This is a genomic window from Muricomes intestini, assembly GCF_004346165.1.
In the GTDB taxonomy this organism is placed as follows: Bacteria; Bacillota; Clostridia; order Lachnospirales; family Lachnospiraceae; genus Muricomes; species Muricomes intestini.
The window spans coordinates 13,011-28,485 of the sequence record NZ_SLZZ01000036.1; the positions used below are offsets into that span (position 1 = coordinate 13,011).

The window sequence follows — 15,475 nt, forward strand, 5'->3', positions numbered from 1 at the left end:
TACCTATCATTCCCTTTCATTTGTCAGTGGTAAGGTTGCGCTCACTACTGTGCCTTTCCCCTTAAAGCTGATAATTTCCAGATTTGAGTTTTCGCCATATACCAGTTTTAGCCTTTTATAGATATTATGCAATCCTATAAATGAGGAGTCAGATTTTGCACCGGGTTCAACTTCGGCTCCATGTATAATATTTTCACGAACTTTACATAAGTGTTCTGTTTCCATACCAATTCCATTATCAGCAATAGTAATAATCATTTTTTTATCAAAAACTTCTACGCTGATATTTATCTGCATATCCCCACCTGCATACTCTCTTGGATAGGCATGTATAATAGAGTTTTCAATAATTGGCTGTAAAAGAAATTTTATCAGTGGCTGCTTCAGAACCTCTTCTTTCACTTCTATATTTAGCCGGAGGCTGTCAGTAAAATGAAGAGTATAAACTTTAATCAGTGCTTTTGCGTTCTCGAGCTCTTCTTCTACTGTTGAATACAGACCGGTATCCCGTATAGTATAGCGCAGTAAATGCCCGAAATAAGAAATAGATTCTGATAAAAGAGGGTTTCCTGACTGTTCTGCGTTTCCGGCAAATATACTCAATACATTATATATAAAATGTGGGTTAATTTGATATTGTAATGCTTTAATCTGTGCATTTTTTATATCTGTTTCTTTCTGCACAATATCATTTATTAACGTGTCAATTTTATCCAAAAGTAAATTATAACGCTGCCCGACAAGGCTCAATTCATTGCTGGCAGTTATCGAAATTCTCCCTGAAAAATCATGCATAACAATTTTGTCCATTTCCGTAATCTGCATATTGATCTTTTTAAAAATGTATTTTATCATTCCCCAAACGACGAACAATTGAATGACTGTCATAAGGATCAACAACAGTGACATGCGAAATGCAGAAACCAAATATATTTTCCTGTGCAGAGCTATTTGACTGACTACAATCACAGGATATTTTTCTGACTCTTCAAAAAGAAGATCAGATTCTTTGCTTGACCTATTTGTAAAATTAACCTTTGAAGTGGGAAGGCACCCGTATGTGTCTTTTGTATTTTTAAACAATATGTAATATCCGGAATTTTTCCCAATATAGGGTGAAAATGAAGCTAGAAATTTATCTGCATTTACCTCTAGAATTAATACACCCTGGTATCCGGAGTAATAAGCTTGTTGTATCTTTCTTACAAATAATAGAACTGCTCCTTTTGCATCCTTATCTTCCCCTTTCTGTCTAAAGTATTCTGAAGCCGCCTCTTTTGATAAGAAATAAATATCATAGTTTTTATTCTGTCTGCGAAAATCCTGATAGAAGGGTAAGGCATATAATCTATCTCTGGTATAAAAATTTCCTGTCTCTGGTATGTCCGGATTATTTGTAAATATTGCGGCGTCAGTTATTGAAAGATTTTGATATTTTAAAGAATACTTCAGATTAATCATAAACTCTTCGGAGGAGTGCTTGGCCCATACCGGGTATTCATTGAGGTCTGATCTTGATATCAGTGACACAAGAGAATTCCGGTATGTGAGACTATTTGACAAATCTTCTACAGCCATGAAGCTTGTATCCACATTATCTGCAATTTGTGACAAAGCTGTCTTTCTGTCATGAACTGCTTGATCATAGAATTGTTCTGACTGCGTATGGTACAAAAAAAAGGCAAAAAATAGCGTGGGAACAGTAATAAAAACCACATATATGGAAGCACACTTTTTGAATAGGCCAATCTTATTCCAAAATTTCCTCATGTCTATGTCCTCCGGTCAGATGATAGTATATCACATTTAAAAAGTTTGATATATCTATCCAATGATTATTCCAAATTAGTGATATAGTTTCGCTAATAGAGATATGTTTTCTGCACTTATCTAATGTTATGCTTAATAAAGTAATAAAGTGTTATTATCACAAAAACAAAAGGAGGAGTAAAGGGCATGATTAAATTTAAATCGGCCAAAGTTGAGCGCTGGGTCACTTTGTTTGTAGTGGCTTTGGTTGGGGGTATTATTACAAAGTTACCTTATCTGAAGGATACCTATTATTCAACACTTGAGCAGGCAACAGGTTCCACGAAAGCTCAGTTGGGCATGTTGCTTACAATGTATGGGCTAATGAATTTTGTCTGTTATTTTCCAGGGGGAATGTTGGCAGACAAGGTTTCGCCAAAGAAACTTATTATAATTTCCTGTTTCGGTACGGGTATCGTAGGCCTGTGGTATTCAACTCTGCCAGGCTATTCATCATTGTTACTTATTCACTGCTTATTTGGGATTACGACGGTATTTACATTTTGGGCGTCTATGGTTAAGATTACGAATAACCTGGGTGATGAAAATGAACAGGGCAAATTGTTTGGTTTTTTGGAAGGGGGGCGTGGTCTTGTAGGTACCTTGGTAGCGTTGGGCTCTGTATATGTATTTGCCAAATTTGCCAGTGATATTAAGGGTCTTTCTGGAGCTATTGTTTTTTATAGTGTAATGCTTATGATTGCTGGAGTGCTTGTAATTCTTTTTGTCCATGACCCTAAATTGGAAACAGATGATTCAGGAGAATCTAGTTCAGTCTCATGGAAAGATTTTAAAACTGTAATAAAGATTCCCCGTGTCTGGCTGTGTGGGCTTATTGTAGCCTGTAACTATGGAGCGGTTATGTTGTTTGGTTACCTTACTCCCTATTTTACAGAGATTTATTCTATGAGCAGTTCTGCCACAGCACTGCTGGGAGTTTTCCGCTCATATGCACTTATGCTGATAGGTTCGTTAATAGGAGGACTTATGGCAGATAAGATGAAAAGTGTAATCCGCTTTATGCAGTATGGCTTTATAGGCATGACGGTTTTCTCTTTTTTATATCTTCTGATTCCAGTAAACCGCAGCATGCTGTGGGTTGTAGTAGGTAACTTTATTTTACATGGTTTATTTCTGCTGGCTGTTAAGGCTTTGTATTTTGCACCAATTGATGAAATACATATTTCAAAGAAGCTGGCAGGAACTGCGTCCGGGATAATTTCTATTGTGGGGTATTCTCCGGAGATATATGGATATACTGCTGCCGGTACAATTCTAGATAAGAACCCCGGCATTACGGGATATAACATTTTATTCATACTGACAGGAATTTTGTCAATTGTTGGTTTAATACTTGTAATTATTTTAAGACGAAACAATAATAAATATACGTTATCTTTAAAAAAGTAAAAGAGAATTGAGGTGCAGATTATGTTAACAACGTCCGTAAATACTGATTACAATAATGATCTTCACGATTGGAATGCCATTGAACATCAGGTAGAGCACATTGCCAAGGCCGGCTTTACTCATACGCAGTGGATTCATGACTGGGAAGGAGAATATCTTTATAGCAAGAGTGAAATGTTCCAGGCGCGGGATATCTTATCTTATTATGGCATCAAAGCACACACGATTCATGCCACTGAAGGGGGGCAAAGGGATCTTTTCGATGCACAAGGACACAAGGTTCCTCATGTACGAGAAAGATGTACCAGAATTAGAAAAGATTACACTAACCCGAATGAATACCTTAGGCTGGCAGGTGTTGATCTGATTAAAAACAGGATTGATTTGTGCAGTCATATAGGCGCAAAAGCGATGGTACTTCATATGCAGCTTCCATTTGGGATGTTTCGAAGAAGCAGCAGTGATATGGAAGATTATTATAAGCAGGTATGTAAGTCTTTCGATGAAGTACAGCCATATGCAAAAGCAGCAGGTGTGAAAATAGCATTAGAAAACCTGTTGTTTACACCGGTGGAATATGAGCTGGATAAGTTTGAGAGACTTTTCCAGCGCTATGATTTTGATTTTCTGGGGCTTTGTTATGACTCCGGACATGCAAGCATTATGTGTCAGGATAATTACTATTTATATCTGGAAAAATATCATGACCGTTTATGTGTTACACATCTCCAGGACACAGACTCTGTTCCCAGAGAAAAATTAGATGATGATGTTGCTGTGGTTCAAGCTGATGCACACAGGGTGCCTTTTACCGGTGTACTGGACTGGCAGAAAATTGCATATTGGGTGGCCCGCGCTCCGCTGGAGATGCCTGCTGATTTCGAAATAGGATTAAAATATAATCAGTCATTTGAGTCAGAAAAAGAGGAGCTGGATCTATTGTCAGATTGCCATGAAAGAGCACTGAAGTTCCATCAGATGGTTTTAAATGAAAAAGAGTTATTATAATAATAGAAGGAAGAAGAGCCGGCAGAATAGAATGAAAGGAAAAGGTACCCGTCGATTTAAAGAGTCCATGACAGGTTTTTTCTTCCTTTTGCCGGCGCTGCTGCCGTTGCTTGTATTTTGGGTTGGGCCGGTTTTATATTCCCTGTGGCTGAGTCTTACTGATTGGGATATGATGTCGCCTGAAATCCATTTTGTGGGCCTTAACAACTATAAAAGCCTAATTGGCCAGAGTGATTTTATGGCCGTCCTGCGGAACACGCTTGTCTTTGCACTGGGGAGTGTGATTCCCACAATTGTGTTGGGGCTCCTTGCTGCGCTTGCTTTAAGCAGCGCCAGAAAAGGAACACGTATATATCGGATGGTTATGTTTGCACCCTATATTACTCCCATGGTGGCAGTAAGTATTGTATGGTCGTGGATTTTTGAGCCAAGAGTCGGCATCCTGAATTACGTTCTGAGCTTTTTGGGAATACATGGTTTAAAGTGGATTCAGAGCAGAGATACGGCAATGCTGTCTGTAATTATTGTAACTGTATGGAAACAAGTCGGCTGGACCTTACTCTTTTATCTGGAAGCTTTGCAAAAAGTCCCCGGTAATCTCCTTGAAGCGGCGGCCATTGACGGTGCAGGAAAGGTTAAAAAGTTTTTAAAAATTACGTTGCCTATGATTTCTCCTACAACCTTTTTCTTGATGATTATCACCACAATAAATTCTTTGCAGGCATATGATCAGATACAGGTGTTGACACAGGGAGGACCTGCAGGCTCCACAAGAACTTTGCTGTATTACTATTACCAGGAGGCCTTTGAATCCTTTCACACCGGAAAAGCTTCGGCGGTTGCCGTGATACTTGTTCTCATAACAGTTATACTGTCATTGGCGGAGACGAAAATATCCAAAAAATATATATATTATGAATGAGGAGGGGAGCTTTGAAAAAAAAGGATCCTATTATATCAAAGATTGTTTTACACATAGCGCTTATATTTTTATGCTTTGTCGTGGCGTTCCCCTTTTTATGGATGCTGACCAATTCTATAAAAACAAAGGATGAAATCTGGAGAATGCCGCCGTCTATGTTCCCAGAAATTGCACAATGGAACAACTATAAAGAAGTGTTTTCAGATGGAATGTTTCTCCGGTATATCTGGAACAGCTCTTATACTGCTGTAATCTGTACCATCATCGTGCTGGTTAATTCAGCCTTGTTTGCATATGCATTAACATATATCCATTTCAAAGGGAAAAAGGTATTGTTTGCATTAATTATGGCAACTTATATTATGCCTTCCGCCGCCACCCACATTCCGTCTTACATGATTTTGTCTAAGGCAGGCCTCATGAATACGCATGCCGGCTATATTATTTCCTGTTCCGCCAGCATATTTAATATCTTTTTCTTCATGACGGCCTTTAGCCGTATTAATACATCTATTATCAATGCTGCAAAAGTGGATGGGGCGGGACATTGGCAGATTTTCTGGAGGATTGTTGTTCCTATGTCAGCATCCTCTTTTGTTACGCTTGGACTCCTTTCATTTATAGGAAATTATAACAATTATCTATGGCCCTCTTTAATCCTGAGGGATAAAGAAAAATATTTTGTAAGTATGGGGTTAAGGTCTTTCTTTTCTTCACAGGGAGCCTACGGAATGAAATGGGGCACAATTATGGCTGCCTGCTGCTGCATTATTATACCTCTTCTTCTGGTTTTTTTCTTTTGTGAGAAATGGATTATAAATGGTATTACAAGTGACGCTGCAGTTAAAGAATAATTATCCATGAGGAGGAGATTATGAAGAAAATACAAATGGCCTGTTGCCTGCTTTTGACAGTAATTATTACCATAACGAGCTGCGGGAAATCAAATAGTGAAAGTGAAAAAAACGCTAGTGGAAAAACAGAAATAGAGTTCTGGTATGGCTTGGGCGGAACCCTAGGCGAAACTATGGAGGATATTATCGGATCTTTTAATGATTCTCAGGAGGAAATTGAAGTAATTGGCGTTCAGCAGTCTGAATATGATGAGACGAAAAAAATGCTTCAGGCTGCGGTTGCATCTGATGATGTTCCTGCAACTGCTCTGATGGGGCCGGCTGATCTGAAACAGTTTGCGAGCCGTGGTATTATAGAGTCACTAGATGAATACATTAAAGCTGATAAAGATTTTTACCCGGAAGACTTTGTGGAATCCTTTATGAACTACTGCAGATTAGATAATAAAATTTATGCATTGCCGGCCTATGGTACAACACAGGTCATGTACTATCGTAAAGATCTATTCGAAAAGGCTGGCATTAATCCTGATGAAGCCTTTCTAAGTTGGCAGAATCTTGGCGAGGCAGCAAGAAGTTTGGCAGTAAAAGAAAATGGAGAGACAAGTGTTTATGGCTGGGAGCCTATGTATGGTGAAGAAAATCTTATGGATATTGCCTATTCAAATGGTGCCTCTATTTTAAATGATGATGGAACAAAAGTGACACTAAACACTAAGGAATGGATAGAGGCCTGGGAGTTTATACGGAAGTGTATTCATGAAGACAAAATTATGACAATTCATTTTGGCGGTGATGGGTGGGAGTATTGGTATAAAACAATTGATGATGTCATGCAGGGGCGTGCAGCCGGATATGTGGGCTCAAGCGGTGATATGGCTGATCTGGATTTTACAAAAATAGGGGTACATATCCAGCCTGGATTCGGGGATTATCCGCCAAATCCATATGCAGATGCGCTTACCTGTGCTGTACTGAAGGGCGCGTCAGAGGATCAGAAGGAGGCAGGGTTTAAATGGCTTTCTTATTTGACAAGTGCAGAGAACAATGGGAGGATTGCTATGGCTACAGGGTATGTTCCGGTTCGCAGTTCTGTTATGGAGGATAGTGACTTCCAGACATATCTTCAAGAACATCCCTGGGCTTCTGTCCCAATTGAACAGGCTAAAATTGCCCGGCCTAATTTTATTGATCCAACAGGAGGAAAAATATTTCAGGCAATCACAGATGCCGGTGATTTGATAGAAATTGAAAATGTTTCTGCAAAAGAAGCTTTGGATAAAGCACAGAAGACAGCACAGGAGGCTCTTGATGAGTACCTTGCCAAACGTTGATATTTATAGAGGAATTGGGTACATTTTTCTTTTTTCATAATACTATGATACCAGGGTCCCAAGGTCATGCTTTTTCATGCAAGCATGAAACGCATAACCTTTTGACCCTGGTATCATACTATATACTAAGTGAAATTATGAAAGAGGGAACTGTTTTGCTATCACAGAGGGAATTTATTCAAGTTTCTATAGAGATAAATCTTTTCTTTCAAAGGATTATGAAGGAACATTTATTTTTTATAGAGACGAATTTACAGCCGGTTGAAGCTGATAATATTGCAAAAGCAAAGATGCTAAAGCAGCAGTTTGAACAGCTTCTGGCAGACACAGTATACTATGCGAACGGTGTGGTATCTGAAAAGGCTATACAATCTGATGAAATCGTTACACCATTTACTCTAAGGGCAGAAGAATTAAATGCAATGTTAACCGGTGCAAAGATTAACACACAAATTACAAAGGATGAATGCAAATTAAGCAGCGGATCAAATCGTAATTATCAAGCATGGCTGGGAAATGTAGTAACTAATATAAATAACAGATCCTATTCCCTGCTTAGAGAAACAATTGCATTTCAAAAGAAACTGCTGGCTTTATCATTGGAGTGTAAGATATTTATCAGCCTGTATGATGAAATGTTGGAGCATGATACCCGCGAAGCAGAGTACTATCTGCAAATATTAAGCTCGTTACAAAACAGGGTTCTTCCAAGAAGAACTCTTTGTGGAGAATTGAATTTCTGGAATAATATAATGGGTGAGCACGCACAATTCATTGATGGAATGCTGGATCCTACAGAGAAAGCTTTGAAAAAAACAGCAGAGACATCGGCAAAATCATTCGCAAAACTGGTAGAAGAATGTATTCGAACCGCTGAAAATCAAATTCTTCAGAGAAGTTTTGATTCTACAGAAGAAATAAGGAAATTTAAGATGTCATCCGCTGAAGGTTTGCTAAAATGCAGAATAAAATCTGTTATCCCTCCACTATTAGCAGATCATGTGCTGCGGGAGGCCAATCATTATTTGAGGTTATTAATGAGAATGAAGAGGTAACAGATAGCTGTACCCAAAGCATCAACCCCAAGTGTTAAACCTGTAGGAGGATAACAGATAATGGAATATCAAATTTATATGGGTAATAATGGAAGAAGGAACTATTGCACTTATTTCCGGTATATATGAAAAATTGAAAACATTATACCCTAAATTTTTGAGGATTAAGCTGGGAGTGACTGATTTTTATCGGTGGATTTCCAGCTTTTGCTATTTATATTTATATTGAGTTTGAAATTATCTTACTGGTCGTATATACTACATCATATCATGGTTTAGGACTAAGTGGGTAATATTGCGATATACAGGAGGATTTTATGAAATTTGTTATTGAGCATTTGACGAAGCACTTTGAAAAGAAAGAAGTGCTTCACGATATTAATTTTACTTTTGAAGAGGGTAAGATTTATGGACTTTTGGGGAGAAATGGTGCAGGCAAAACCACACTATTCAACTGCCTGAACCGGGACATTAAAAAGGATAGCGGCAGATTTTATCTGGAGTTGGATGGTACTCTCCGGGAGAGTGTGCCGGAAGATATCGGATATGTACTGTCAACACCTACAGTACCTGAATTTCTGACAGGCAGGGAGTTTCTTAAGTTTTTTCTGGAGATCAATGAGAGATCTGTTCAGAGTACGAAGTCCATTGATGAATATTTCGAGTATATGAAAATTGCTCCGGATGACAGAGACAAGCTCTTGAAAGATTACTCACATGGTATGAAGAATAAGATGCAGATGCTTATCAATATTATCGCACAGCCGAACATCCTGCTTCTTGACGAACCGCTGACATCACTTGATGTTGTTGTTGCCGAAGAGATGAAACAGCTGCTGCGTTCTTTGAAGCGGGGCCGCATTACAATTTTTTCAACTCATATTATGGATTTGGCTCTTGATTTATGCGATGAAATTGTTCTGCTTAGTCATGGTGAACTGGAGGAAGTGGAGAAGTCCGATCTGGATAGTCATGCGTTTAAAGAAAAGATTATAGCTGCATTGCGGGAGGATGGGTATGAATAAGACACTACAGATTTCCTTTTCCTTGAAAAATACGTATCTTGTGAATGGCATCCTGTATTCACTTAAACAGATACCCATTGTAAAGAAATTGCTGCCGGAAGCATTGTATAAAGAGAGAGGTTTAAAAATCTTTGCAAATGTTCTTTCAGTGCTTTGGGAAATCCTTTCTATTTTTATAGGAAAACTACTATATTTACTCACGATGGTATATGGAATGGGGTTACTGTACAGACAAGTGCCCGGGAGCTATTTATTTATGCACATTCTACTGTTTTTGACTGTTATCGGCGCATTTTCGAACACCAGTCTCTTTAACCCCTCGCGAGACAAATATTACGCCATGATCCTTATGCGGATGAATGCAAGAGAGTATACGCTGGTTAACTATACTTATTCTATCATCAAGGTCATCCTTGGCTTTGCGCCATTCACTCTTTGGTTTGGAGTGAAGAGAGGACTGCCGGTTTGGCTTTGCCTGGCAATTCCGTTTTCAATTGCAGGATTAAAATTGACGGTTGCTGCAGCCTCGCTCTGGGATTATGAGCGGCGCGGATTTGTCTATAATGAGAATAGCATCAGCAAATATTTATGGTTGCTTATGGCACTTCTTTTGGGTGCAGCATACGGCCTGCCGGCTGCGGGAATTGTGTTGCCGCATATTGTTTCAGCCATATTGATGCTCTCATTTATTCCGGCAGGGGCAGTCAGTATCCGTAAAATTATTTCTTTTGGGTACTACCGGGAGATTAACCGGCAGATGCTTTCTCAAATGATGAATCAGATGGATACTGTTATACAAAATACCAGAAAAGCCAGTGAAAAAACGATTTCCACGGATACGTCAATTAGCAGCAATCGGAAAGGCTACGAATATCTCAATGAGCTGTTTATCAAACGCCATCACAAAATACTTTGGAAATCTACCCAGAAAATTACTTTAGTATGTATCTGTCTCATTTGCGGTATACTTCTTATTATGTATTTGGCTCCGGGAATCAATAAGAAAATCAATGAGCTAATTTTAACATGGCTCCCTTATTTTGTATTTATCATGTATGCGCTCAACCGGGGTACAGGGTTTACCAGAGCATTGTTTATGAATTGTGACCACAGCCTTTTGACATATTCATTTTATAAACAGTCTAAATCCGTGTTGAAGCTTTTCCAGATTCGCCTGCGTGAAATAATGAAAATCAATGCGGTACCGGCACTGATTATTGGTGTCGGGCTGGCCCTCGTCCTCTATGCTTCGGGGGGTACTGACAATCCAATGAATTATGTGGTGATAATTGTATCAATCCTTTGTATGAGCCTCTTCTTCTCTGTGCATTACCTCACTATTTATTATTTACTGCAGCCGTATAATGCAGGAACTGAAATGAAGAGTGGGACTTATCAGCTTGTGATGTCAGCTACGTATCTGGTTTGCTACTTTATGATGAAGCTGCATATGCAGACACTGATGTTTGGCATGATGACAATAGTTTTCTGCGTTCTGTATAGTATTGCAGCTTGTATTTTAATCTACAAGCTGGCACCAAAAACCTTTAAGCTTAGGATATAAAACAATAGGATAGGTTATCAAATTATCCAAATTTATAATAGAGGAAATATAGGAAGGAATATGAATATGCATATTAAAGTCTTAACAGCAGACATTACAAGATTAAATGTTGATGCTATCGTAAACGCAGCTAACTCATCACTTCTTGGTGGCGGCGGTGTAGATGGCGCAATTCATCGGGCGGCAGGAAAGGAATTATTAAAGGAGTGTAGGACCTTACATGGCTGTGAAATGGGAGAGGCAAAAATCACTAAGGGATATAAGTTGCCGGCTAAGTATGTGATTCATACAGTTGGACCAATCTGGCACGGCGGTCACAGAGGAGAACCGGAACAACTGGCAGACTGTTATCGGAATTCTTTAAATCTTGCAATTGAAAATGGGTGTAAATCCATTGCATTTCCGGCTATTTCCACAGGTATTTATGGATATCCGAAAGATGAAGCTGCCAAGATTGCCGTTGACACGATTTTACAGGTGACGAAGAATCGGGGGGACAAGGATTTTGAAGTATGGCTGGTGGCGTTTGACGGAGAAACGGAAGAGCTTTATCATCAGATTATTAACAACAGGCGGAGGTGATATCATAATGTTAAAAATAGCGTTATGTGATGATAACAGCGATACGGCCGGTATGTATGCAGAATTAATAAACCAGGTAGCCAAAAAGCATCAGATTAAGATTGAACTCTCCTGTTTTTACAGTGGGGAATCGCTGCTCTTTCGGTATATGGATATGCCGGAGGAAGTGGACATTGTTTATTTAGATATTTTAATGGACAAAATGGATGGAATGGAAACAGCCAGGAAGCTGCGGGATCACAATTGTAAGGCCCAAATTGTTTTTTTAACCAGCTATGAAGATTATGTATATGAGGCTTTTGATGTAAACGCAGTCCATTATCTATTAAAGGATGATACTAGTACATCTAAATTTGAAAAGACGTTTCTAAAAGCTGTAGAACTTGTATCTAAAAAAGAGGACGAGTTGTTTTGTTTTGAGTTTGATGGTAAGACAGGCGTAGTTCCGATTCGTGATATCTCCCATTTTGAAATTTGTAGAAGACTTGTAACTATACACTATGATAATGGGAAAAAGGCTAAATTTTATGCCAATATGTCACAGCTTGAAAATAAGCTTTCCGATTATAATTTTGTCCGCTCCCATCGGTCCTTTTTAGTGCACCTGCCTTACATTGCAGTGTTCCAGCAGCAGGAGTTATTGTTAAAAACAGGAGAAGTAGTTCCCATAGGGACTACTTATATGCGGTCACTAAAAGAGGCTTTTTCTGAGTATATTTCGTATTTTCATATTTACAATAAACAGGAGAAAATACTATGATCTATGTCACAATAATTATGAAGTGGAAGTATCACACACAAAAACAATTAGCAGGAATAAATTATACGGATAACAATAAATGGAGGAGAGCCCCATTCATAAAATATTAGATGAGAACTACTTTGACTTATTAATTGAAAACACATTAGCTAAAAATTTTGATGGAGAATATGATATAACGAGGATTAATGATAGAAATTCTATTATTCATATGCCGGAGAACAAATTTAACATGTGTATTATGGGAAGGCATCCTTACCATACATTTCCCTCAATATATACACCAAATTCACTGGTTAGCTTAGAAAAGTCGGGGGTAACTGCTGTTTGGAATAATCCCAATCTGGCTCTTTTTGGACAGGGTATTTTAATTGGATTTGTTGATACAGGGATTGATTATCAGCATGAGGCCTTTTTAAATGTTGATGGAACAACTCGTTTGTTTTCAATTTGGGATCAGACTATTGTAAATGGAATGCCTCCTTCAAGATTTGAATTTGGGGCAGAGTATAATAAGACGCAGATTAATATTGCACTGCGTGAAGACAATCCGCTTATGGTCGTCCCCAGCATCGACGAAGATGGCCATGGTACTATGTTGGCAGGAATTGCAGCGGGAAATCCAAATCCCCAAAGAGAATTTTCCGGTGTGGCACCTGAAGCAGAACTGGTTGTTGTGAAGCTTGCCCCTGCAAAATACTATAACCGGAAGGTATTTGGTATAGATGATACTGTACTCTGTTATGCGGAGACCAATATTTTTTTGGGCGTTAAATATATAATGTCAGTCGCACAAAGATTAAATCGCCCGGTGGTTATTTGTATTGGTATCGGTTCAAGTCAGGGAGATCATGATGGTCATGATGCGTTGGCTGTGTATCTGAATGTCTTATCTACGATCCCCAGAGTAGCAGTATGCGTTGCAGGTGGCAATGAAGGCAATACACGGCGGCACTATAGGGGAGAAACTGCGGCAGGCCGGACATTCAGCAATTTTGAACTTAGTATTGGCAAACAGGATAAAAATTTTTCAATGCAAATATGGCAAAAGTCACCTGGAAGACTGGCAATGCAGCTTCAATCACCCTCCGGTGAGTGGACAGAACCGATATATCCTAAGTTTAATACTTGTGTGGAATATAATTTTGTTTTTGAGCCATCAAGGGTTTTCATAAATAACATAATGCTGGAAGAAGAAACAGGAGAACAGCTGATACTTTTAAGGTTTGAAAATACTGCCAGCGGAGTTTGGAATATCCGGATTATTGCCATTGACAATCTGTATTCTCATTTTGACGCATGGCTTCCTTCAGGAAATCTTATTTCAGGCGAAACCTTTTTTTTGGAATCAGACCCCAATGTAACAATTACCGCTCCGGGAAATGCGCGCAATCCTTTGACAGTAACTGCTTATAACCAGACAGACAGCAGTATTCTTATTAGTTCAAGCAGAGGGTTTACGTCAAGCGGCGGAGTAGCTCCTGATATTGCAGCCCCCGGATTTGGACTTACCTGCCCTGCTCCCAATAATTTGTATGGAAGTGCAACCGGAACAGGGGCAGCAGCAGCTCATAGTACCGGTATTGTTGCAATTCTTATGGAATGGGCAATTTTAAGAGGAAACTATACAACAATTTCCGGACGGGATATAAGCAGATTACTTATTCGCGGGGCTATAAGGCGGGACAACATTACTTATCCCAATCCTATATGGGGATACGGAATAATAGATATATTCGGGACATTTAGAAGTCTGACGTAAAAAAGTCCAGTGTGCTGTATGATTGACTTTCTCACGTTCGGTGAAGCATAAGATTTTACACCGGAAAGTAACCAACTTTGTGGATACTGTATATACTATACTAAAAGCACACTAGTTTTAGTATGAGGAATGAAAATTATGAAAGAAAATGAAAATATAGAAAATAAAAATATAGAACAACAAAGTTGCTACAATAATAATTCAAACTGTAATCCCTGTAATTGCCATCCAAGACCTGTATGCCCCACCGGACCCACCGGTCCAATGGGCCCAAGAGGACCGATGGGACCAAGAGGACCGATGGGACCGGAAGGTCCGGAGGGCCCGGTAGGTCCTGCCGGCAGTCAAGGTCCTGTGGGTGATACAGGTCCAAGAGGTGACGCAGGCCCAAGAGGCGATATAGGTCCGAGAGGAGCAACGGGTTCAACCGGAGCGACAGGTCCTACAGGTGCAACAGGTCCTACAGGAGCAGATGGAGCCGCAGGTCCGATGGGCCCGACAGGCCCCACAGGAGCAACGGGGGCAGACGGAGCTATAGGCCCAGCAGGCCCGATAGGTCCCACAGGAGCAACGGGGGCAGACGGAGCCGCAGGCCCGACCGGTCCCACCGGTCCCACAGGAGCAACGGGGGCAGACGGAGCTATAGGCCCCACCGGTCCCACAGGTCCCACAGGAGCAGACGGAGCAGCAGGAGCAGACGGAGCCGCAGGCCCAGCAGGCCCGATAGGTCCCACAGGCCCGACCGGTCCCAATGTAACGCAAACCGCTTTTTTGGCTTTTCAAGATACCGGAACCTATACACTGGACCTACTGGCTAATGGAGGAATACCCGTCGACCTTAATACCACGGTCAGCTCTCCTAATATTACCCCGGTTGCAGGAGGCACGCAATTCCAGGTAGCTGAAAGTGGAACCTACCTTGTTTCTTATTCGGTGGACGTAACGGTTGATAACCCACCGATTGGCGCTGCTATATTTGCCGGAGCACCGCCTACGGTTTACCAGCCATCCATTACAGATTCCACTACAGATGAGAATCTTCTTTCTACGTCTTTGACTAGCCTTATCCAACTAACAGCCGGGGATGTTATATCCCTTGTACTGTTTGGCGGGGCGGGAGATATTGCAACTCTCTCCCAGGGCGCTTCTCTTACAATTATAAGGCTGAGCTAGATAATTGAAATTTTTTAAGTAAAAGATGGGCGGAGGATATCTTCCGCCTATCTTTTCTTTTTTCTGGAACATCTCCCTAAAAATCTAGCTTAACTTAAAAAAAGAATAGAGCCTGAATGAGCCCTGAATTACAAAAGTAAACCCGGTATGAAAGATTAAGTTCTACATACCCTAAAAAAATATGACAAATACAAAAGTTTTTGCACCGCATAAGCTT

General features: G+C 40.0%; 13 protein-coding genes. 12 read left to right on the forward strand and 1 reads right to left on the reverse strand.

From position 1 onward, the window contains the following. Window positions 1–6 precede the first annotated feature (6 nt). The gene (locus EDD59_RS16080; RefSeq protein ID WP_132383733.1) at window positions 7–1,770 is read right to left on the reverse strand and encodes a sensor histidine kinase; all 1,764 of its coding nucleotides are present in this window, start codon (window positions 1,768–1,770) and stop codon (window positions 7–9) included. A 186-nt stretch (window positions 1,771–1,956) separates the two neighbouring features. On the opposite strand from EDD59_RS16080, the gene EDD59_RS16085 reads away from it, so the two are divergent. The 12 genes from EDD59_RS16085 (at window position 1,957) to EDD59_RS16140 (ending at window position 15,258) form a co-directional block, all read left to right on the forward strand. Then, on the forward strand, window positions 1,957–3,219 hold the full coding sequence (locus EDD59_RS16085) for an MFS transporter (RefSeq protein WP_132383735.1): 1,263 nt from the start codon (window positions 1,957–1,959) through the stop codon (window positions 3,217–3,219). A gap of 21 nt (window positions 3,220–3,240) precedes the next feature. Next, entirely contained in the window at window positions 3,241–4,227 is a 987-nt protein-coding gene (locus tag EDD59_RS16090) for a sugar phosphate isomerase/epimerase family protein (protein WP_132383737.1), read from the forward strand. 31 nt (window positions 4,228–4,258) lie between these two features. Next, window positions 4,259–5,149, forward strand: coding sequence for a carbohydrate ABC transporter permease (locus tag EDD59_RS16095; RefSeq protein ID WP_132383739.1), 891 nt, complete (start codon window positions 4,259–4,261; stop codon window positions 5,147–5,149). A gap of 11 nt (window positions 5,150–5,160) precedes the next feature. Then, window positions 5,161–6,003: a carbohydrate ABC transporter permease gene (locus tag EDD59_RS16100; RefSeq protein ID WP_165920977.1), complete on the forward strand. Its 843-nt coding sequence runs from the start codon at window positions 5,161–5,163 to the stop codon at window positions 6,001–6,003. Window positions 6,004–6,023: 20 nt separating this feature from the next. Next, window positions 6,024–7,337 (forward strand): ABC transporter substrate-binding protein, encoded by a 1,314-nt coding sequence (locus tag EDD59_RS16105; RefSeq protein WP_132383743.1) that lies wholly within the window; start codon window positions 6,024–6,026, stop codon window positions 7,335–7,337. A gap of 101 nt (window positions 7,338–7,438) precedes the next feature. Continuing rightward, window positions 7,439–8,392, forward strand: a complete 954-nt coding sequence (locus EDD59_RS16110) for a DUF2935 domain-containing protein (protein WP_243117466.1) — start codon at window positions 7,439–7,441, stop codon at window positions 8,390–8,392. 317 nt (window positions 8,393–8,709) lie between these two features. Next, entirely contained in the window at window positions 8,710–9,417 is a 708-nt protein-coding gene (locus EDD59_RS16115; protein WP_132383745.1) for an ABC transporter ATP-binding protein, read from the forward strand. Then, complete coding sequence (locus EDD59_RS18220) at window positions 9,410–10,981, forward strand: hypothetical protein (RefSeq protein WP_132383747.1); 1,572 nt, start codon at window positions 9,410–9,412, stop codon at window positions 10,979–10,981. Before EDD59_RS16115 ends, EDD59_RS18220 begins: the two co-directional genes overlap by 8 nt. Before the next feature lie 66 nt (window positions 10,982–11,047). After that, window positions 11,048–11,563, forward strand: a complete 516-nt coding sequence (locus tag EDD59_RS16125) for an O-acetyl-ADP-ribose deacetylase (protein ID WP_207670424.1) — start codon at window positions 11,048–11,050, stop codon at window positions 11,561–11,563. 7 nt (window positions 11,564–11,570) lie between these two features. Beyond that, a complete protein-coding gene (locus EDD59_RS16130) occupies window positions 11,571–12,323 on the forward strand; it encodes a LytR/AlgR family response regulator transcription factor (protein ID WP_132383751.1) in 753 nt (250 codons plus the stop codon). 79 nt (window positions 12,324–12,402) lie between these two features. Further along, window positions 12,403–14,085, forward strand: coding sequence for a S8 family peptidase (locus EDD59_RS16135; protein ID WP_132383753.1), 1,683 nt, complete (start codon window positions 12,403–12,405; stop codon window positions 14,083–14,085). A 282-nt stretch (window positions 14,086–14,367) separates the two neighbouring features. Then, window positions 14,368–15,258, forward strand: a complete 891-nt coding sequence (locus tag EDD59_RS16140; RefSeq protein WP_207670425.1) for a BclA C-terminal domain-containing protein — start codon at window positions 14,368–14,370, stop codon at window positions 15,256–15,258. Window positions 15,259–15,475: the final 217 nt, after the last annotated feature.